Origin of the sequence: Cryobacterium sp. TMB1-7 (assembly GCF_004402435.1) — a bacterium.
In the GTDB taxonomy this organism is placed as follows: domain Bacteria; phylum Actinomycetota; class Actinomycetes; order Actinomycetales; family Microbacteriaceae; genus Cryobacterium; species Cryobacterium zongtaii.
The window spans coordinates 67,481-86,478 of sequence record NZ_SOFZ01000019.1 but is presented as its reverse complement, the minus strand read 5'-3'; the positions used below and the strand labels follow the sequence as shown (position 1 = coordinate 86,478).

The 18,998-nt window shown below is 66.4% G+C and carries 17 protein-coding genes; 8 read left to right on the top strand and 9 right to left on the bottom strand.

Annotated features, from left to right (window positions below; genetic code table 11):
- Positions 1 to 111: 111 nt before the first annotated feature.
- The 9 genes from E3O60_RS06935 to E3O60_RS06895 all read right to left on the bottom strand — a co-directional run bounded on the left by E3O60_RS06935 (position 112) and on the right by E3O60_RS06895 (position 10,196).
- Positions 112 to 2,787 carry a WecB/TagA/CpsF family glycosyltransferase gene (locus E3O60_RS06935; RefSeq protein WP_088457333.1) on the bottom strand — a complete coding sequence of 892 codons (2,676 nt, stop codon included), beginning with the start codon at positions 2,785 to 2,787 and terminating at the stop codon, positions 112 to 114.
- Positions 2,788 to 2,875: 88 nt separating this feature from the next.
- Positions 2,876 to 3,574: a hypothetical protein gene (locus tag E3O60_RS06930; protein WP_134497597.1), complete on the bottom strand. Its 699-nt coding sequence runs from the start codon at positions 3,572 to 3,574 to the stop codon at positions 2,876 to 2,878.
- A gap of 277 nt (positions 3,575 to 3,851) precedes the next feature.
- Positions 3,852 to 4,766, bottom strand: coding sequence for a glycosyltransferase (locus E3O60_RS06925; RefSeq protein ID WP_134497595.1), 915 nt, complete (start codon positions 4,764 to 4,766; stop codon positions 3,852 to 3,854).
- Positions 4,763 to 5,779: a hypothetical protein gene (locus E3O60_RS06920; protein ID WP_134497593.1), complete on the bottom strand. Its 1,017-nt coding sequence runs from the start codon at positions 5,777 to 5,779 to the stop codon at positions 4,763 to 4,765. The genes E3O60_RS06925 and E3O60_RS06920 overlap by 4 nt, the downstream gene beginning before the upstream one ends.
- Complete coding sequence (locus E3O60_RS06915) at positions 5,776 to 7,038, bottom strand: MFS transporter (RefSeq protein ID WP_134497591.1); 1,263 nt, start codon at positions 7,036 to 7,038, stop codon at positions 5,776 to 5,778. Before E3O60_RS06915 ends, E3O60_RS06920 begins: the two co-directional genes overlap by 4 nt.
- A 13-nt stretch (positions 7,039 to 7,051) precedes the next feature.
- Positions 7,052 to 7,750 carry a hypothetical protein gene (locus tag E3O60_RS06910; RefSeq protein WP_134480950.1) on the bottom strand — a complete coding sequence of 233 codons (699 nt, stop codon included), beginning with the start codon at positions 7,748 to 7,750 and terminating at the stop codon, positions 7,052 to 7,054.
- A complete protein-coding gene (locus tag E3O60_RS06905; protein WP_241993222.1) occupies positions 7,747 to 8,370 on the bottom strand; it encodes an acyltransferase in 624 nt (207 codons plus the stop codon). Before E3O60_RS06905 ends, E3O60_RS06910 begins: the two co-directional genes overlap by 4 nt.
- Positions 8,371 to 8,611: 241 nt before the next feature.
- Complete coding sequence (locus E3O60_RS06900; RefSeq protein WP_241993219.1) at positions 8,612 to 9,241, bottom strand: acyltransferase; 630 nt, start codon at positions 9,239 to 9,241, stop codon at positions 8,612 to 8,614.
- A gap of 163 nt (positions 9,242 to 9,404) precedes the next feature.
- Positions 9,405 to 10,196: a transglutaminase family protein gene (locus E3O60_RS06895; protein ID WP_134497587.1), complete on the bottom strand. Its 792-nt coding sequence runs from the start codon at positions 10,194 to 10,196 to the stop codon at positions 9,405 to 9,407.
- Between the two features lie 97 nt (positions 10,197 to 10,293).
- Between E3O60_RS06895 and E3O60_RS06890 the strand changes: the two genes are divergently transcribed.
- The 8 genes from E3O60_RS06890 to E3O60_RS06855 all read left to right on the top strand — a co-directional run bounded on the left by E3O60_RS06890 (position 10,294) and on the right by E3O60_RS06855 (position 18,794).
- Positions 10,294 to 14,379 (top strand): RHS repeat-associated core domain-containing protein, encoded by a 4,086-nt coding sequence (locus E3O60_RS06890; RefSeq protein ID WP_206750851.1) that lies wholly within the window; start codon positions 10,294 to 10,296, stop codon positions 14,377 to 14,379.
- A gap of 13 nt (positions 14,380 to 14,392) precedes the next feature.
- Complete coding sequence (locus E3O60_RS06885) at positions 14,393 to 15,163, top strand: hypothetical protein (protein ID WP_134407806.1); 771 nt, start codon at positions 14,393 to 14,395, stop codon at positions 15,161 to 15,163.
- A 247-nt stretch (positions 15,164 to 15,410) separates the two neighbouring features.
- Complete coding sequence (locus E3O60_RS06880; RefSeq protein ID WP_240632273.1) at positions 15,411 to 15,950, top strand: hypothetical protein; 540 nt, start codon at positions 15,411 to 15,413, stop codon at positions 15,948 to 15,950.
- Between the two features lie 154 nt (positions 15,951 to 16,104).
- Positions 16,105 to 16,437 carry a hypothetical protein gene (locus tag E3O60_RS06875; RefSeq protein WP_088457323.1) on the top strand — a complete coding sequence of 111 codons (333 nt, stop codon included), beginning with the start codon at positions 16,105 to 16,107 and terminating at the stop codon, positions 16,435 to 16,437.
- A 147-nt stretch (positions 16,438 to 16,584) separates the two neighbouring features.
- A complete protein-coding gene (locus E3O60_RS06870; RefSeq protein ID WP_134497583.1) occupies positions 16,585 to 17,019 on the top strand; it encodes a hypothetical protein in 435 nt (144 codons plus the stop codon).
- 31 nt (positions 17,020 to 17,050) lie between these two features.
- Positions 17,051 to 17,470 carry a hypothetical protein gene (locus E3O60_RS06865; protein WP_134497581.1) on the top strand — a complete coding sequence of 140 codons (420 nt, stop codon included), beginning with the start codon at positions 17,051 to 17,053 and terminating at the stop codon, positions 17,468 to 17,470.
- A 24-nt stretch (positions 17,471 to 17,494) separates the two neighbouring features.
- Positions 17,495 to 18,268 (top strand): hypothetical protein, encoded by a 774-nt coding sequence (locus E3O60_RS06860; RefSeq protein WP_241983688.1) that lies wholly within the window; start codon positions 17,495 to 17,497, stop codon positions 18,266 to 18,268.
- Between the two features lie 19 nt (positions 18,269 to 18,287).
- Positions 18,288 to 18,794 carry a hypothetical protein gene (locus E3O60_RS06855; protein WP_134480943.1) on the top strand — a complete coding sequence of 169 codons (507 nt, stop codon included), beginning with the start codon at positions 18,288 to 18,290 and terminating at the stop codon, positions 18,792 to 18,794.
- Positions 18,795 to 18,998 lie beyond the last annotated feature (204 nt).

Here is an 18,998-nt window from a genome sequence, read left to right as displayed (position 1 = left end):
AGACCCATGATGCAATCGACGGGACCAGGGTCCCCGTCGGAGCAGACAGTATCCCGGTCGAGGCAGACCGTCGGACCCCAAAGAGGGGGTGATTGGCCGAAGTCGTCAGGGTCACGCCGCGAGGTCCGGAGGGAGTGCTCGGCTGGACAAGTCGCGTTCCCAGCCCGCCCGGCCTCGGCTGACGACACGGTGGGCCCTGAGCCGGCCGAGCACCGTGAGCAGCCCGTAGCAGACCACGTCGGCCGCGCTCGCCGGGCCGCGCACGGATGCGACGAGGGACCTGATGCTTCCGGCGGTCGTGGACTCGGTCCCCAATTCCGAGACCCCCCGATACTGGCGGGCGAGAACGGCGACGAGGCTGGCGACGGTCCGGGGTGTGAAGACCCGCACGGGAGAGCCGGTCGGTACGACGACCTTCTCGTCGGAGCGGAAGAGGCTGTCGACGTACGAGTCGTCGGCCGTGACGTCGGGGAAGCGGTCGAATCTGCCGTGCCCTGACGCGTTCACGGCATAGGCACCGGCGCCCCAGACGGCGTCGCGATTGGTCGGTATCCTTCGCCGCGCGCGGTAGTAGCTTTTGACCAGGGCCGACGCGCCTGTGGTGTCATAGGTGTACTCGGGGCGTGCGGCCAGGATGCGCCCGGTCCCGAGAGAGTCGAAGATCGCGCGCACCGTGGTGGGTTCGATCGCCACGTCTGCGTCCAGGTAGAGACGCGGCCAGGCGTGGGCGGCGGCGTCGCCGACGTTGAGGGCCGCGGTCTTGGATGCTGTCTCGATGTCGTACACCGCGACGCCGGGGAACCGGCGGGCGACGGACGCCGTGCTGTCGGAGCAGCCGTTGCAGACGACGATGATCTCCGCCTGGTTCAGGGCCGCCATCGGGGCGATCAGGGCGAGGGTACGTCCGATCGTCGCGCGCTCGTTGTGGGCGGGGATGATGATGGTGCCGGCCGGCGTGGCGGACCTGCCCCACGGGCCGGGCTCTGTCGTGGTGACCGCGACCGGCTTTGGGGGAGCGGCCGGCGCCGTCCTCCAGACAGATCCCGTCAGCAGGGCGCGCACGATCGTGCGCTGGGCGGGGTCGGTCCAGTGCCGGGCGGCGGTCACGGCCAAGGCAGCCTGGAAGGCGAGCGCGTAACCGAAGGACCGATAGCGGCGGGTGAAGCGGACCTGGTTCGCGGCGAGCAGCGCCGCCAGCGCGGGCGTGCGGACGCCGGGGCTGGCTTCGGACCTGATACGCGCGGCAGGTTCGTACCAGATCGGCGCCCCCGTCTCACGCACGCGGCGGAAGTAGTCCGACTCCTGGGCGGCGGTGAACCGCTCGTCCCTGTCGCCGACGAGGTCGTCGACGTCCCGGCGCACCAGGAGCCCGGTGTCGAACCCCCAGCGCACTTGATGCGCATGCTCGTAGCTCTCAGCGTCGGTGTACACCGAGCTGAACCGGCCTCCAGAGCCGGAATCGTCCTTTTCGACGGTTGCGCTGAGGAGGGCCCGGCTCACCGTGGGTTCCTTGGGCAGGTGCCGACGGGTGGCGCCATCACCGGTGAGCAAGCGGGGTACCACCGCGCCGGCGCCGGCGCGGTTCATCCGGTCGACCATGGTTCGCAGCGCGCCACGCTCCACCTCCCCGGTGCCGTCGAGCACGAGCACAGCGTCCGCCCTGCCGATGTGGGCTCTGGCGGCATTGATCGAAGCCGCATGGCCGCGGTTTCGTTCCGTCGGCACCAGGATCACGTCCCGTTGGAGCAGCAGCTCGGGCCGGGAGGTGCGACCGGGGTCCCCGCCGGTCACGATGCAGCGCAGTCGGAGGTCCTGACACTCCGCTCGGAGTTCCTCGAGCAGCGGGAGGACGCTGACTGTGCTGTCGGCGACGACAACGACGGCCACGTCGGCGTGCTCGTCCGGGTCGGCGAAGCCGACGAATCGGTTCTCTGGCGCACCATCGTGGGGGTGGACTCCGATCACCGCCGGAGAGGGTGTCCAGGGGGCGGCGATCGACTCCCGCCGCCGCACCGCGAGGTAGGCAGGTGGGCCCTGCACGAGGTACCGGGTGCACAGGCGCCGGGGTTCCAGTGCGAGCCGCCACGCCCACTCCAGTCCGTGCGCGGAAATCCAGTGCGGAGCCCTGGTCACCCGTCCGGCGAGAAAGTCGACGACGGCGCCGAAGGCCAGCAGCACGCGGGAGCCCGTCGCCAGCCCGTGTTCTGCGATCCACAGCTCCTGCCGAGGCTTTCCGAGTCCGACGATCAGGAGCTCGGTGGCGGCATCGTGGATCTCGCGGGCGATCGCCTCCGACCGCACCGAATCGTTCAGTTCGTCCCTAGCGGGAGCCCAGAGACCGGCAACGCACAGCGCTGGGTATCGAACGGCGAGCTCGGCGAGAAGACGGTCGTGGGTGTCGGCCGTCCCGCCCAGAAAGCCGATGCGGGTGCCGCGGCTTTCGCATAGCGCCAAGATCGGTCCGATCAGGTCACTGCCGGCCAGGCGCGGCCAGGCGCGGCCGGTGATGCGGCCGGCCTGCGCGGCGAGCGGGGCACCATCGATGAGGTTCAGCCAGGTCAGCTGGCTGTGCCCCGCCTCCGGCGCCGGTCCGTCGTCGTCGAGCGTTCCCGACCAGTCGGCACCCGCCCCGAAGTGATGCACATGGTCGAGGTTGATCGACGTGACCGCCAGGGGCGGGATGTCAGGCGCCTCGAGGTGCTCGGTTATCCGTTCTATGGAGTCGCTGAATTCGAGCAGGTCCACGGCGGACCCGCCGAGGACGATTCGGGCTGTATCAAGAGTCATGTTCGCACCACCGAGGGAGACCAGGCATGGACAAGGGAAGGGAGGGGCGTGCAGAGGCCGGACAACGAGATGTACACGGGCCTGCCTGTCAGTCCTGCGCGGTGAATGCGCCGAAGAGCACGTAGCTGGACCCGCCGGCGACGGCTGTGACGGCGAGGGTGATGGAGTCGTCGCCTCGCGCGAAGCTCAGCGTCGTCGACCGTTTGGCGGCGGTGGTCGGAGACTCCAGAAGACCCAGCGGAGCGAAATGCTGCCGGTAGAACGCCAGGACGTCGGTGGTTCCGAGTGACGTCCTGGCCTCCAGCGCGGCCTGCATACGGTCGCCCTCGGTCGCGACGGACGCGTTGTCGATAACCGACTCCGGGATGCCGGGCATGACGTCCGTGGGGAACCCGCCGACCACGGTTCCGGTCGAGCTGGCGGTGGGGGGAAGCGGCAACGAAACGAGGGTGGTCCGGGGCTTCGATGGTGGCAGGATGACGCTCTCAGGCTGCTCAGGGAGCACTTCGGTCGACGTGCGCGGCGCGGCGTCGGCTTCGCTCCAGCGCTCGCCGTCCGCGCCGGTGTCCGTCGGCTCCTCCTCAACCGGAGCGGGCGTCGCACCGTCGGTGTCGGCCGGCGTCGGGGTGACACTCCGCTCGGAGGTCGGTTGCGCGGTGGGCGGCGTCGACTCCGCCACGCTCTGGATCCGGTCGGTCGGGGGCAGCAGCTGCGCGACCACGACGCCGGCGCTGGCCACCAGCACCGTGAGGCCGAGCGCTGCCAGGCCGAGCTGACGCTTGTTCATCGGCGTCGCCGTCGAACGAGGAAGCGGTCGGCTACGAGGCAGCCGGACGCACAGAGGGGTCGACAAATAATGGTTGTGGTCACGTTCCATCCCTGCATTTCGGGTGTACAGGTTCAGCTCGGATACAGCCCGCGGCCGGAAGGGTAAGGCCCGGCACGGACTCGTGTTCAAACCTGAGGCAGGCTCAGGTCCTCACGAGGTGACCATAGCCGGGCAAGCGACGAGCCGCTGTGACCTTATCGGGGGGTAAAGTGACGCGGCTCGGGGCGGACTGGTGTCATTTCGTCGTCCCGCTGTGCCACTCCTTGATTCGGTCGACCCCGCGCTTGCCGACCAGGAATAGCAGGGTGGACTTCACGGCGGCGCGAGAGGATTCCCGCAGCAGCCTGGCTGGCCCGCTCAACAGGCGGTCGCGGAGCAGGTCGGTACGCGTCGGCTGGTCAAGATCGGTGGGCAGGGTGGGGAACAGGGCGGCGTAGCCGTTCGACGCGACGAGCCGGCCGCGAACCCGGTTGCTGACGTTGCTGCCGTGCACGACCTGCAGCCACGCCGGTGGGCCGGATACCGCAACGCTCGGCATGGACCGAGGGAGCAGCGTGTGCCAGTCCGCCCAACAGGTGACGGGATCGTTCCAGGTCTCCCTGACGGAGCAGAACGCGTTGAGCTTGTCGACGCGGAGGAACAACCCGTCGGGACCGAGGATCAGTCCCGACGCGAGGTACAGCGCCGAGCGCGGCCCCCTTGGAGGGATTCGCTGTAGGCGGTCGACGAAATCGGCGGCGAGCCCGTCGTCGTTGTCGAGATTCGTGGTCAGCAGGTCGGCGGACGGTGTGGTTCGCCCAGCGCGGATGTCGTCGAGAATGATGGCCGGGGTGACCTCTGCCCGGTAGATCGGCTCGAAGACCTGGTCCCGCACGAACGGTGCCAGGCGTTGGACGAGCCATTCGGGGCTGTCCGGGTCGAGGTAAACGAGCCAGCGGAAGTTCTGGTTGGTTTGAGCGCGCACCGACGGCAGGCAGTATTTCTCGAAGAGGTCGGCGCGGCCGGTGAGCCATCCCTCGCGTTGGCGCACTCGACCCTCTGGGCCCGGGGTCGGCAGGTTGAACCTGGTGATCAGGACGTGATCGACCGTGGGGGGCGCCGTCGCGGGGTCGTCCAGACGTGTCGCGTTCTGCCCGCGTTTGGCAGTCATGAGCGCACCACCGATGGAGACCAGGCGTGCGGGATGAAAAGGCGAGGTTGGCTGGCCCCGTCGATGGAGATGGACCAGACATCGCTGTCACCGACGACGTCGGTGCGGGCCAGCCCGTAGAGCAGTGTCGAATCATCCAGCCATTCCACCTGGTCGTCGACGTTGCCGGGGGCGGGGAGGAGAGTCTCCACCCCCGTCTCGAGATCGAGCACCGCGATGGACCAGACCGGCGACGCAGTGCCGGTAACGATCTTCTTGTAGGCGATATGACGACCGTCGGGGGAGAGCGACGGGCACTCGGCGCTTTCCCGGATGGCCGTCAGGGTGCGGGCGGTCAGGTCGCCCCGCACCAACCAGGTGCGTCCGGCCGTGGCCGCCGTGGCATAGAAGGTGGTGTCGTCGCTGCCGAAGGTCACGCCCCAGATGTTGCGGTCGGCCGCTGTGATGCGCTCACCGTCCACCAAGAGAGCGAAGTCTTCGAGATTGCCGTAGTCGGTGCCGTCGATTGTGGAAATCGTCGTCTGAGTCGAGAACGCGACCGTCCCATATGATTCCCCGGTCACGAACGCTGTCACGGCGACGAGGCGGGAGTTGGCGGATACCCGAGTGCGGCTGGGGATGCCGGGTAACGGCCAGGTGCGGAGCTCGGCGGCGTCCGCACCGCGCAGGGTGGCCGCGAACGTCGTGACGATCCCGCGGTCGATGTGGAGGCACATCTCCACGACTGTGGTTGCATACACCCTGTCGCACGCCTGGGCCGTCACCGAGCGCTCACCGGCGGGATCGGCGAGCGGGACGAAGGCGACCAGCCCGTACCCGTCGCCGGATGCCGTATTGCGGAACACGATCCGGTCTCCTGTCGCCGCCGTGTCGGTGGTGACCGCCTGCACGGCGTTCCCGCCGGTCCGTCGTTCCTGGGAGCCTGCCCAGGCCACGATGCCGTAGCCTCCGGCTCCGCCGAGGAGCACCGCGCTGACCAGCACGGCGGCGATGGTGCGTTTGCGTGCGGTCATGTCGTCTGCGTCCGGTCGAACGCGCCGCGCAGGACGAGAGCGGCCAGCGGGATCAGCAGGGCGAGTGCGCCCGCGATGATCAGCATGGCGTCGCCGCGGCCCACCGCGAACCAGAGCACACCGAATCCAGTGGACGCGATCAGCCGGGTGGCGGCAACGACGGTCTGGGCGGAGGCGATGGCTGTCGCACGGCTGGCCTCAGACGTCGACTGGGCCGCGAGCGCCGCGAGGATGCCGTCGGTGGACGCATAGAACGCACCGAGGGCTATCAGACAGAGAATCGTCGTCGGAAGCCCGGCAACGGGGACCGCTGCAGAGGCGTAGGCAGCCAGGAGCGCGAGATGGCCGCAAACGAAGACCCTGGCGCGGCCGAACCTGTCGGCGAGCTTGCCCAGCGGGATCGCAAGGAGGAGGAAGACGACGTTGGTGCCCACGTAGAGCAGGGGAAACCAGGCCGCCGCGAAGGCATCCCGGCTCTGCAGGACCAGGTAGATGAACCCGTCACCGATGGTCACGATGCCCAACAGTCCCGCGGTGAGGAGCAGGCGGCGCAGCCGCGGATCCCTCAGCTGAGCCCACCTGAACGACGCCCGGGAGGTGCCGGGTGCGGCGCGCTCTGCCGAAGGACGGGTGTTCGGTACGACCAGGCCGAGCACAAAGACGCCGACGATCGCGAAGGCGAGCGATACGACAAAAACAGTGTCGTAGCCGTCCGGGATGGCGAACAGGATCGCGAAGGCGAGCAGTGGCCCGACCGCGGCCCCGACGGTGTCCAGCATGCGGTGCACTCCGAAAGACCTACCGAGGTTCTCCGGGAGCGATGACGCTGTAATCAGCGCATCGCGCGGGGCGGTCCGGACGCCCTTACCGAGGCGATCGACAGCGATGACGGCCGCCAGGGACGTGAATCCGGTTGCGAAGAGAAGTCCGGTGCGGGCCAGGACTGACAGACCGTACCCGAAGAACGCGATCCACTTCGGCTGGTCCCCCCGGTCCGCCGCCCAGCCGCCGGCGATGCGCACGATGGCGCTGACGCCCTGGTAGATCCCGTCGAGAAGCCCGTAGGCGACTGTCGACAGGCCCAGCACTCCCGTGATGTACAGCGGAAGGATCGCCGACACCGACTCCGAGGAGACGTCAGTGACCAGGCTGACGATTCCCAGCGCGATGACGACGGACGAGACCCGCGTCGCGACGGGGCGTCCGGGAGGGGATGCCGTTCCTTGTGCCGATCCCCGGTCGGAAAAAGAGATGTACACGGGCCGGCCGCCGTCAACCCTGCGCCGTGAAAACGCCGAAGAGCACGTAGCTGGATCCGCCGGCGACGGCGGTGACCGACAGGGTCACCGAATCGTCGTCGCGGGCGAAACTGAGCGTTGTCCCGCGTTCGGTCGTGGTCGCCGGGGTTTCAAGGAGTCCCAGGGGCGCGAAATGGTGCCGGTAAAACGTGAGGACGTCGTCGGTGCCGAGTGTGGTCCTTGCCTTGAACGCGGCCTGCAGACGGTCGCCCTGCGTCGCCACCGAGCTGTTGTCGACGAGTGAGTTCGGGATCCCCGGCATGACATCGGTGGGGAACCCGTGTACAACGTCGCCGAGGGAGTTCACGGTTGGGGGGAGTGGCAGCGAGACGAGCGCGGACCGGGGCTTCGACGGTGGCAGGGTGACGTCGACCTGCCCGGGCGGGAGCACTTCGGTTGAGGTGCGGGGGCCCGCCTCCGTATCGGTGTCGGGTGCGGGGTCGGCCTGCGGTCTCTCTGGAGCAGGCGGCACCGTCTCGTCGATCCGCGCGGTCGACGTGGGCGTGGGGGCGCCGCTCTCGGCGGCTGTCGGTGGCGCCGTGGCCGACGGTGTGGATTCCGCCACCGAGCGAATCCGGTCGGCTGCCGGCAGCAGCTGGGCCACGATCATGCCGGCCGTCGCCACTGCCACGGTGAGGGCGAGCGCGGTGAGCCCGAGCTGACGCTTGTTCATCCGGACTCACGTTCTGCCAGGAGGACGCCGTCACGTTCGTAAAAGTGCTCACCGGTGGCCGGGCAGGTCAGCCGGCCGTCCTCAGCTCTCCGCAGCGGGATCCCCGACCGACCGACCCAGCCGATGCGTCTGGCCGGTACGCCGGCGACGATGGCGTAGTCCGGGACATCCTTCGTCACCACGGCGCCGGCCGCGACGAGCGCCCAACGGCCGATGCTGACCGGTCCGATGCAGACGGCCCGCGCACCGATGGACGCGCCCGTGCCGACGTGCACACCCACCGGATGCCAGTCCTCTGCCATTTTGATGCTCAAATCGGGGTTGACGGCCCGCGGAAACATGTCGTTGGTGAACACCACGGCGGGACCGACGAAGACGCCGTCTTCCAGGACCGCCGGTTCGTAGATCAGTGCGTAGTTCTGTACCTTGCAGTTGCGTCCGAGAATGACGCCGGGTCCGATGTACGAGCCACGCCCGAGGATGCAGCCGCTGCCGACGGAGGCATTTTCGCGCACCTGGGCGAGGTGCCACACGCGTGTCTCAGCGCCGACCTCCGCGGTGGGGTCCACGTCGGCGGTCGCTTCGATGAGGGGGTGCCCGGCCGTCTCCGGTGCGGGTATCACGAGCGTCGACCTTTCGCGGGGCGGTGGGAGGCTGCGGGGCAGCCGGCCGCACGGAGGGGTCGCCGCAAAGTACTTCTTTTCACGTTCCATCCCTGCATGTCGGGTGTACAGGTGCAGCTCGGACAGAGCCCGACGCCGGCAATAGCGCAAGCCGGAGACGGACTCTTGACGAGACCTGGCGCACGCCCAGGTCCTCACGACGTGACCATAGCCGGGCTGGGAAGGTGTCGCTGTGACCTTATCGGGGGGCAATTCCGAGTGGGCGGAGGGCGCCGTTGTGTTCGCCGTAGAGCGCGCCGGTCACCGGGCATCTGAAAAGGTCGGGGCCGACGCGATCCAGGCGGGCGCCGCTCTGTCCCACCCAGTGCACCCTCCTGGCCGGAATCCCGTCCATCAGGGCGTACTCGGGCACGTCGGCGGTCACCACGGAGCCGTCGGCCACCACGGCCCAGCGCCCGATGGTGAGGGGTGCGACGCAGACCGTGTTGGCGCCGATGGATGCCCCGGTGCGCACGGTGACACCGACGAGGTCCCAGTCCGCCGTGGTCTTGAGGCGGCCGATCGGCGAAACGGCTCGGGGGAACCTGTCGTTGGTGAACACGGCCCCTGGTCCGACGTGCACCCGTTCCTCCAGCAGGGTCGGTTCGTAGAGAAGGGCGAAATCCTGCACTGTGCACTGGCGTCCGAGGATGACGCCAGGCCCGAGGTACGCGGCGTACCCGACCGTGCATCCGGGGCCGACCCGGGCGAATTCGCGGACCTGGGCGCGGTCCGCCACCGTGCTGCCGGCGCCGAGCACCGCGCGGGGGTCGACGTCCGCGGACGGTGCTATCCATAGCGCCCTCACGGCGCCGGCGTCAGTCGTCACGAGTATCCCTTGCAAGTTGGGAGCCGGATGCCGCGGAGGCTCGTGCTGTCATCGGCCTGACAGGGGCGACAGGTACGAGTGAGTTATTCTCAGGTCTGTTGTGCGCTGCAGGGACCATAGCGCGTGCCTTCCGGCCCCGCTGTAACCACTCCAGGGGTGGCGTCTAGGCCAGCCGGGCCAGCCTGGTGACGTCGTCCCGCGGCAGCACGTCGGCGACGGCGGTGACGGTGAGCACGTTCAGCGCAATTGCGGCGCCCGCCGAGGAGAGGAAGGCGGTGTCTGCGGCGTCCCGGCCGGTGGCGATGCGCAGAAGCGACTGGCGCGGAGCGAGCCCGGTGGCGTCGACGACCTGCCAGGCGCCGTCGAGATACGCCTCGGCCACGGCGTGGAAGTCCATCGGTGACAGGCCGGGAGCGTAGGCCGACACCAGGCGGGCCGGCACGTCGTGCGCGCGCAGGAAGGCTATGACGAGGTGGGCGTAGTCGCGGCAGACGCCCTGCCGGGACAGCAGGGTGCGCACCGCACCATCCGTGGGCAGGCTGGCGCCGGGCACGTAACTCAGGTGCGTGCCCACCCAGGAGGTGATCGCGTTGAGCAGGTCGGTGCCGGTGAGCCCGCGGAACTCGGCGTGCGCGGTGGGCCAGAGATGGTCGGATTCGATATAGCGGCTGGGCCGGAGGTAACGCACGAGGTCGATGTCGGACACCTCTGCGGGCCCGGATTCGCCCGACACCTCGACCGTGTAGTCGATGTCGATCCGGCCGGCCTGTACCGAGACGAGCTGGAGCCGGGTGCCGTGCGCGTCGAGGACGTCCCGGTAGGTGAGCGCGGTGTTGTTTTGCACGATGGCGAGCAGCTCCGTGGCGCTCGCGTCCGCGGCGACGGCGACGGACAGAACCAGCTCAGCGGGCCCGTGTGCAACGAGTTCGAGATGCGCGGAAGCGGAGCGTTTCATGCCCACATCGTGGCATACATCCGCGAACCGTGAGAAAAGCACCCAACCCGTCGGGCAAAGTCAAGCGGTCTAAGCAACGCCGGTGGTTTGTGCTGCTGTGAGCAGCCGGTGGAACGAGCAGGGCCTGATTGAGGCGGTCTTCTCGTGCGCGGGGGTTCTCGAAGCGGAGAACACTTATGACGCGCACGGCAGGGTTGTGCTCCAGGTCACCCAGCACGGGCGCCGAAGCCGATTCGCGTACCTGCCGGGCCGGGTCACCGTGGTCTCGGATGAGGACGGTACCCGCTCCAACTCGTGGATCGCCGACGCGAAGGGCCGCCTGGTCGGGGTGCTTGATTCCCACGACCACCGGCAGTCGATGGCGTATGACGGCCACGGAAACCTGGTCTCCTTCACCGAGCGCGACGGAACCGTCACGGTGCACGGCTACGACGGGCGGGGCCGGCGAACCCGCACCGTCACCCCGGAAGGCGCCGACCTCACCTACGGCTGGGACGACCACGACCGCATCGATACCCTGGTCACCGAAACCGGTTCGGTCGTTTCCTTCGAGTATGCCGACGCGGTGACCCGGGACCCCTCGGTGATTCTGGATGCGCTGGGCGGGCGCACCGAGCTGGTGTGGCGGAACGGGCAACTGGCCCGGGTGCTGGACCCGGCAGGGGTCACCGTCAGCTTTGACTACGACGACTTCGGTGACCTCGTCGCCACCCGCAACGCAGTCGGAGACGTCGCGAGGATCGTCCGCGACCCGGCCGGCCGGCCGGTGGCGGCCATCACCCCCTCCGGGGTGCAGACCCGCTTCAGTTACGACAGTGCGGGGCTGCTGGTTCGGCGGGAAGATCCCGACGGCGCCGTCTGGACGTTTGAACACGACCCGGCCGGGCGCACGACAGCATCCATCGCCCCGGACGGCGGACGCACCGAACTCGAATACGCCGGCAACGGTGAGCTGGTGCGCACCATCGACCCCCTGGGCCGCAGCATCGAGCGGGTCTTCGACGAACTCGGCAACGTCACCGCCGCCGTGCTGCCCGACGGCGCCCGGTGGGGCTTCGTGCACGACACGCTGTCCCGGCTCGTGGGGATCACCGACCCCGCCGGCCACGACTGGGCGCGGGAGTACGACCAGGTCGGTGCGCTGAGCGCCGTCATCGACCCCACCGGCGTGCGCACGGACGCCACCACGGACCGGCAGTCGGGCACGGCCACCCTGGCAGACGCGTTCGGGAGCGCCACCTACAGCTTTGACACCTACGGCCGCCCCACCCGGGTGCAAGGTGAAGACGGCTCCGCAGAACTCATCTCCTATGACCCGGCCGGCAACCCGGTGGAACTGGTCGATGGTGAGGGCGGCCTGACGGTGCTCGGCCGGGACGTGGCCGGGAAGATCACCTCGATCACCTCCCCCGCCGGCGCGCTCACGCAGTACGAGTACGACGGATGCGGCCGGCCCTGGAAAACCACCGACCCGCTCGGCGCGGTCACCGAACTCACCTACGACGCCGACCAGCGGGTCAGTGCGCGCACCCTGCCCACGGGCGAGGTCGAGACCTTCGAGTACGACTCCTGCGGGCGGCTCCTGTCGCGCCGGAGCCCCGGCCAGGGTGTGTCCCGGTACGGGTACGACAAAGCCGGGCGGCTGAGCTTTTCCCAAGACACCTGGTACGGGACCCGCCGGTTCACGTACAACACCGCGGGGGAACTGACCGGCACCGTCAACGGGGTGGGCGGGCGCACCCGGTTCGAGTACGACGTGCGCGGGCGCCTGGTGCGGGTCACCGACCCCCTCGGCGGGGTGACGACCCGCGCCTACACGGCCACCGACCAGGTCGACGCGGTCACCGACCCCCTCGGCCGGGTCACCACCGCGACCTACGACCCCGCCGGGCGGCAACTGTCCCAGACCGACCCGGACGGTCAGGTCACCAGCTGGACCTACGACGCCGCCGGGCAGGAAACGACCACCTCGGTGGACGGGAGACTCCTCGCCTCGATTCAGCGCGACCGGCTCCGCCGCCGTGTGGTGATTTCCGACTCTTTGGGCGGTGAGGGCCTGGCTGTGGAGCACGAGCTGGGCTTTGACCGGTGCGGGCGGCTGACCTCCCGCACCCGCGGGCCCCGCGGGTTGTCCTGGGCGTACGACGCCGATGGCAACCGGACTGCGTTCACCGACGCGCACGGCACTACCACCACGTATCGCCGGGATGCTGCCGGCCGGGTGACCGCCGTGAGTAACCCCGCCCTCGGCGAGGCCACTTTCACGCACGACCGTTCGGGGCGCATCCTCTCTGCCACGGCCGGCGAGCTGGTGCAGGAGTGGGTATACCGGTACGGAAGTCTGGCCGAGCACAGTCGTGCGGACCGTTCTGACCCGGGCACGGCTGATGTGACACTGCTCGGTCGGGACGGCGACGGCCGCATCACCGGGCTGGCCCGGGCTGGGGCGGTGACCCGGTACGGCTACGACGGTGCCGGGCAGATGGTCTCGGCGGCCACAACCCGGAACGGGGAGCAGGATACGTCCGTTCCGGCTGTGGTGTCGGAGTGGGTGTATGACGCCGGCGGGCGTCTGGTGCAGGAATCCGCCCCGGGCGGTTCCCGAACCTACGAGTACGACACCGCGGGACAGTTGGTGTCGGTGACGGAACCGGACGGGTCTCGGACGGAGTATGTGCATGACGGGTTGGGTCGCCGGACCCGGCTGATCGGGGCCGACGGATCCTGGACCGAATACGCCTGGGGACCCACCGGTCACCTGAACAGCACCACGGATCGCACGCCCGACGGGCTGGCGATGTCCCGGCATGAGCTGCGGGTGGATGCCCTGGGTGAGCTGGCTGGCGTTGACGGCACGGAGCTGTGGTGGGACACCGCCAGCCCGTTCCCGGTGCTGGCCGGTATCGGCGACGGGCAGGTTTTGTCGTTACCGGGCGGTGTCACCGGGTTCGGGGACGCGTGGATGGCGCCGGGCTGGCGTGCGGCCCGCCCGACCGATCAGACCGACCCGTGGGCTGTTATCGGCGCACCGACCATCCCGGACCCGGCACCCGGAGGCACGCCCGGTGCTGGTTCTGCCGGGTTGGCCGGACTGTTGCCGGCCGGGATCACCCTGACCGGCAACGGCGGCCTGGACATCGCGGGACTGGAGTGGCTCGGCGCGCGCGCCTACGATCCGGCCAGCCGTGGTTTCCTTTCCACCGACCCCCTGTCCCCGATCCTGGGTGCGGGCTGGGACGGCAACCCCTACGCCTACGCTGGCAACAACCCGCTGAACACCACCGACCCCGCCGGGCTGCGCCCCCTTACTGACGCGGATCTCGAGGCCCACGATCAGGCGGCTGGGAGCCACTGGGAATACGTTGCCGGTGGGTTAGCGATCGCTGCCGGAGTTGCGCTGATGTGCACTGGGGTGGGCGGCCCGGCTGGCATGGTGCTGATTGGTGCAGTATCCGGGGCATTGGCGAGTGGGGGCATATCGACGATTTCCCAGAAAGCAGCGAACGGTGCCGTGAATTGGGGACAAGTGGGCGTGGAAGCCCTTGCGGGCGGTGCCGCTGGCGCTCTGGGAGGGGCTGGCGTCGCTGCTGCTCGCATCACAATGGCTGCCGCGTCGAGCGTAACCAGATTGGGTGGATACGTCGCTATCAACGCAGCTGTCAACGGAGCCGCGGGTGCAGTTGGCGGTGGGGTCATCTACGCTGCCAAGAACGGAGGCGTCCAGGACTGGCGAGGTCTCGCTGGTGCCATGGTTGGCGGCGGCGTGAGCGGAGCTGTTGGGGGTTTAGCGGGACCGGCGGGCGGAACTCTGGCCAAAGCCGCTGGTTTCGCAGCGAATTCGCCCGCTGCAGGACTTATTGCCCGAGCGCCAGCACGGTTGATAATGACTGCCATTGGAAGCGGCGGTGGCGTAGCTGGAATTGCTGCGGATAGGGCGATATCCGGGGAACAGCTTCAGATTGGAGACGTGGCGTTGTCTGCTTTTACTGGCGGCGCTCTGACTCATGTCCCCGGCGGCCCTTCTCCGTCGAGTACCCTGGCCCAGGCGGCTCGGACCAACGCCAGCACGTTGTCGGGACTTCGCGGCGGCGTGAACGGAACTGCACTAGTGCGCTCGGCAGCTGTAGGAACTTCCCTTGGGGGCGGATTCGATCTCGCGAACTTCCTGCTTGTAGGTGATTGAGGATATGAGAGATATGCAGAATTCGTCGCCGCTTTCTCGCTTTGTTCGAGGGACCTGGGCTCTCCTGGCCACGGCACTGGTGTTTGCATTAGGGACCTTTTTCGTCCTCTTTTCCCTGACTAACGGTTCCAAAGGTGTGGAGATCGCCGCCTTGATTGTCCTTGGCCTTGTAGGGGGCGGTTCAGTCCGAGCTTTCGTTCGCGAAAACTTGGTGGCGGTTGTTCTCTTCGTCCTAGTTATTGCGGAGTGCGCGCTTCTTTCTCAGTCTCCTGAACCCTGGTCCAGGATCTGGCCGGTTCTGATACCAGCCAACGCCATCGGCGTGATGGTCGGCAACACCGTCAGCGAAGGATTGCGTGAGAGTCGGCCAAAGGTACTGCGTGATGTGTGGGTGATCAATGGTGCTCAGGAGCAACGGACGGAGAGTGCGAAGACAGCTTCATTGGATGCCCTCTCTTTGTGGGACAGCGCGAAGTCAGGGTGTTTCCGTGTTGAACGCAAGGACGGATTGTTCGAGGCGATGGGTAACCCGGTGACCGGTTTCATCGTGCACTGTGCAGCACATCGGCAGGAAGAGGGCGAGTGGCGGATTCTCGGTTCCATCGTCGGAAAGGCTGAGACCGAGATTTCGATTCCCTCAGGCCCTGCATATGCGCCCAGCGGCGTTGTGGTCGACCTGGAGACTGCAAAGGCGGCATTGTTGGGATTCTTCCATCATCGGGGGCCGGATCCGGAGCTCACCTGGACATCGGGTGATCAGGTGCTGGATCTGAAATTCGGCTGATACTCATGCGTCTTGAGCGGTCTTTGACGAACTCGGCAATGTCGCCGGCGCGGTGCTGCCGGCCACGGCTGGCTGCGGGAGCGGTGACTGTTTCCCATTTTTCCCTTTCGTGTAGATGACGGCACCCGCGTGACCGCCAGCACACAAACTCCCCGTCACCAATGCGGAATAGCCACCCAGGGCAAGTGACGACCGCGCACAGCCTCCATCGATTCACCACTTATGATGCACACGAAAGACAACAGACATGTCCGCTGAAACCGGTTTGAAGTTCGTCATCATCGCGTTTGCCGTACTACTTATCGTGGCCGTTCGGTGGTGGGCACGAAAGCACCCCAACCGGTCCAAGGAACATCCCGATCGGCGCCGAATGGTGAAGTTCATTCCGATCGTCGGCTGGCTCGTTGTGATCGTGGGAGCCCTCATGACTATCTTCGCCAGTTTTGCCGACGGAGATGCACTGGGTCAGTACATTACTTCGGTGGCAATGCTCCTGGGCGGAACCGGGTTTCTGCTGATGTACCGGAACTTTTACGTTGCTCCACGCGACTACGAGGTTGCGTTCCGCACCATGCTCGGCAAGGAACGTGTCATCACCTACACCGACATCGACCGTTACAGCGCGATGCCTCCGTTTGTATACATCAGGTCCACAAAGGGGGTAAAGCTCAACCTGAACACCAATATCTACGACATGACGCCGCTGCTGCGCGCCATCGAGATCCGCGACGCCACCGGCCACTGGCCCGTCCACCCTGCAGTCGACCCACAGGACGTTGTCGGTTGAACACATCGGCCGCCGCACTCGTTCCCCACGGACCAATTCCGAGCGCTGCCGGCAACAGGTGAACAGAGAAATGCCGACAACGGGTAACCCTGTAACAGCAAAGACGACGAAGAAGCCAAGAGCCGAGTGGTTGTCCTGGGTAGGTTTCCTTCTTATGGTTGTGGTTGTCGGGGGTGTGCTGTTCAGCCCGGTGTTGGACTCGATTGCTGTTGAGAACGTGCGCTGTGTGGTGGTGTCGGCAGAGCCGAGGACGGCGTCGGGCGGATCGAGAGGGTCGGCGTCGACGCCCGAGGTGCTCATCGAGACGTCGAACTGCGGTCCCCTGGTGATCTCGAGCGGAGTGACGTTCGATGGCAGGCAGGAGCTTGCGTCCTCCTTCGAAGTCGGTGCCGAGTATGAGTTCGACATTGGTTGGTATTCCCGGGTCATCATGAAAGATGTCCTCCACGAAATCCAGGCGGTGCAGGGTTATCGGCTGGTGGAATGACCTGGGCTGCGGTTACGGCCGGGGAGCGTTGTCTAGTAGGTTGCCACCGGGTGTCGCGTCGTATGTGAAACTCATGAATGGTGCCATTCAGGGAGTCGCGGGCGGGGCTTCCGGTCCGTAAACGGGCCTCCATGTGCGTGGCTGGTAATGGAAAAGGTGAACAAGGAAATGCCGGCAACGCGTAATCCTGTAAGACCGAAGGTCGCTAAGCGAATTGTCAGGTCGTTATCCTGGGTAGTTTTCCTACTTACGGTCGTGGTTGCTGTGGGTGTGTTGTTCAGCCCGGTGTGGAACACGATTGCTGTTGAAAGCGTGCGCTGTGTGGTGGTGTCGGCAGAGCCGAAGACAGCATCGGGCGGTTCGAGAGGGTCGGTGTCGACGCCCGCGGTTCTTATCCTGACGTCGAACTGCGGCCCCCTGGGAATTTCCAGAGGTGTGACTTCCGACGAGCAACAAGAGCTAGCGTCCTCTTTTCAAGTCGGCGCCGAGTACGAGTTCGACATCGGCTGGTACGGCCGGGTCATCATGAAGCACGTCTTGCGCGGAGCTCCAGAAGTGCAGAGTTATCGGCTGGTGGAATGACCTGAGTCGAGCGAGGGGCAGGGGCCTCACCGTGATGAATGAGGGCGCGATTGCTGGCACAGGAGATGAGGATGCTCCAAAGGGACGTACTACCGTAAGACGGGAATTGCAACAGTTGCTTTCGTCCTGGGATAGTGCGAGGGCGGGACGTTTCTTTGTGGAGCGCAACGAGGGGTTGTTCGAGGCCATGGGAAGTCCGGCGACGGGATTCATCGTGCATTGCGTAGCAAATTTCCGGGAGGAAAGGGAGTGGCGGATGCTCGGTTCGGTTGACGGCAATGAGGAAACCGAGATCCGAATACCCTCGGGAGCTGCGCATGCGCCCAGCGGTGCTGTGGTCGATCTCGAAACTGCAGGCAGGGCTTTACGCGGCTTCTTCCATTACCGGGGCCCTGACCCGGAGCTTGCCTGGACGTCAGGAGATGCCGCACTTGATCTGAAGTTCGGCTAGCTTTTACGGTTCCCGTCTCGGCTGGTGACAAGCAAGCGCAGAGAGTTGGATGTTGTGAGAACAAATCGGCGGCGGTCCTGGAAAGGCGCGCTCATCCTCAGCGGGGTGGTCTTGCTGGCGACGATCGCGGGTATGGTGTTCGTGCCGAGGGAGCGAGTGCTTCTTGAGGTCGGAGCAATGCTCGCGGGACTGGGCGTCGGCGCCTGGCTAACGAGATTTGGTGTCCCGCGGCCGTGGATCGGTTCTGTCGTTCTCGTTTTGTTTGTCGCAGTCTCCGTGCTTCTGGGTTCGTCTGGATACGCGTGGTTCGGCGGGTTTTTTGCGGGGACGCTTGCGGGAGTGGCATGGGGGCGTGCTGTAGCGAATCGCACAGTTCAGGCGGCTGCGCCCTGGACCGTGGATGCGGAAGGGTTCGCGACGATGGGGGCTGTCCGGTCGGCGGCCATAGCCGCGCTGCGTTCCTTGGACGGCAAGAAATCCGGGCGGCTGTCCGTTGATCATGGTTCCGCTCGTTTTGAAGTGGCCGGTGGAGTGGGACAGGGAATGGTCTGTCATCGGAATGCTGATTCGACCGACGAGAATTCCTGGGCGGTGCTGCAATCTGCGGGCGTCGCGGATGAGTCGGTGGAAGTTCCGATGGGAGACGTACAGGGGTTCATGCCGGCGCGGTTGGTTCATGACCTAGCCTCGGTTGAAACGGCATTGACCGATTTTCTCGCCAATCCGAGGGCCTCGTCTTTCGGTCCGGAATGGGTGGTAGGAATCGAAGCTGAGTCGACGCGTCTGACGACACATTAGCGAAGGAAGCTCTCACGGCATGAGTAAATCGCAGCGGCGTCAACGTGTTGTTCGGGACGCATCGATAAAACTCGGTGTTTCAATACTTTTTGCTGTAGGCATTTATTGGGCCGTGCTTCAAACACTCAACGGCCTTTACGGCTTGGAGATCTTCGTCGTAGTCATTGCGGGTCTCGTCGGAGGCGGCATGGTTCGAAGTCTCGTTCGTGATCGCAACGTGATGCTTGTGTTCATCGTTCTCGTTGTGGTGGAGTCCGTTTTTCTTTCCCAACTCCCGCGGCCTTGGTCCGGCCTATGGCTGGTGCTAGTACTAGCCAATGCTCTTGGGGTCATGGTGGGAGATATTGCAAGACAAGGGATTCGTGCGGCCAAGCCGAAACTCCCTGATGTGTGGTTGATCAACGGTGTTGAGGAGCCCCGGACAGATCGTGCGAAGACGAAATCGCTGATTCATCGTGCATTGCGTAGCCAACGCTCAGGAGACGAACCAGTGGCGGATCCTGGGTTCGATCGAAGGAACGGATGAGACGGAGATTCGCATTCCTTCAGGCCTGCATACGCGCCCAGCGGGGCCGTGGTCGATCTGGAGGCTGCAAAGGGGGCGTTGTCGGGGTTTTTCCACTACCGGGGTCCGGATCCGGAGCTCACATGGACATCGGGTGGTCAGGTGCTGGATCTGAAGTTCGGCTGACACGCATCCGCTCGACTCGGCCGGGACGGCACTCGACCC

Coding starts and splice junctions, on each gene's coding strand:
- E3O60_RS06920 (WP_134497593.1), bottom strand. CDS start 5,779: ATGACCGCACGCAAACGCACCATCGCCGCCGTGCTGGTCAGCGCGGTG.
- E3O60_RS06895 (WP_134497587.1), bottom strand. CDS start 10,196: ATGAAACGCTCCGCTTCCGCGCATCTCGAACTCGTTGCACACGGGCCC.
- E3O60_RS06930 (WP_134497597.1), bottom strand. CDS start 3,574: ATGAACAAGCGTCAGCTCGGCCTGGCAGCGCTCGGCCTCACGGTGCTG.
- E3O60_RS06925 (WP_134497595.1), bottom strand. CDS start 4,766: ATGACTGCCAAACGCGGGCAGAACGCGACACGTCTGGACGACCCCGCG.
- E3O60_RS06875 (WP_088457323.1), top strand. CDS start 16,105: ATGGTTGTGGTTGTCGGGGGTGTGCTGTTCAGCCCGGTGTTGGACTCG.
- E3O60_RS06870 (WP_134497583.1), top strand. CDS start 16,585: ATGGAAAAGGTGAACAAGGAAATGCCGGCAACGCGTAATCCTGTAAGA.
- E3O60_RS06885 (WP_134407806.1), top strand. CDS start 14,393: ATGCAGAATTCGTCGCCGCTTTCTCGCTTTGTTCGAGGGACCTGGGCT.
- E3O60_RS06855 (WP_134480943.1), top strand. CDS start 18,288: ATGAGTAAATCGCAGCGGCGTCAACGTGTTGTTCGGGACGCATCGATA.
- E3O60_RS06880 (WP_240632273.1), top strand. CDS start 15,411: ATGTCCGCTGAAACCGGTTTGAAGTTCGTCATCATCGCGTTTGCCGTA.
- E3O60_RS06935 (WP_088457333.1), bottom strand. CDS start 2,787: ATGACTCTTGATACAGCCCGAATCGTCCTCGGCGGGTCCGCCGTGGAC.
- E3O60_RS06910 (WP_134480950.1), bottom strand. CDS start 7,750: ATGAACAAGCGTCAGCTCGGGCTCACCGCGCTCGCCCTCACCGTGGCA.